Origin of the sequence: Aequorivita vitellina, from assembly GCF_022008365.1 — a bacterium.
Lineage (GTDB): Bacteria > Bacteroidota > Bacteroidia > Flavobacteriales > Flavobacteriaceae > Aequorivita > Aequorivita vitellina.
In genome coordinates this window covers 1-574 of record NZ_JAIRBA010000133.1, presented here as the reverse complement: position 1 = coordinate 574, position 574 = coordinate 1, and the positions used below count along the sequence as shown (strand labels likewise).

Annotated in this window: 1 protein-coding gene; it reads right to left on the bottom strand. The window is 28.4% G+C overall.

The genetic code is table 11. The annotated features are described in order from the left end of the window. Window positions 1–549: hypothetical protein (locus K8089_RS16295; RefSeq protein ID WP_237604338.1), on the bottom strand; the 549-nt coding region annotated here is incomplete at its 3' end. Between the last annotated feature and the right edge of the window lie 25 nt (window positions 550–574).

The window sequence follows — 574 nt, the reverse complement described above, 5'->3', positions numbered from 1 at the left end:
TCCATTTTCCTTTTCCAATTTTGAGGAAACATTAAATATTCCCTTTTCAGAAACAAAAACTAATGATAATTCCGAACTTCCAGTTTCAGAATTCCATTGAGAACTTACATTTCGTAAAATTCCGTAATGATTAATTTTTCCAGTTATTTTATTTATTTCAGTATTATTTTCGCAGTAGTTTTGAACTGTTTTTACTGGTTCAGATTGTCCGATAGTTACAAATCCGATAAATACCAAAATCATTGAAAAGATTAGTATCAGAGTGTAAAATTTAAGTAAGTGTCTTACCATAATAAAAAATCCGTTAAATGGATTCTTTTTCATTTTTTTGAGTAAATCACGATATATTTTGAAAAATTTCGGATAAAATCCTCTTTTCTCTTTGTAAGATTTTAGCCAAAAGTAAATTCCAAAACCAGTTGAAATAACCGAAATAATCATTCCATAAGTTGAAGCAGGAAGTATTCCATTAGTATCACCTATCCAAGATAAAATCCATAAAATGAATCCAGTTGCTAAAAATAGTCGGAATATTGTCTTTGTGTTCAATGTTGGTTTTATATTGGTGCTAACG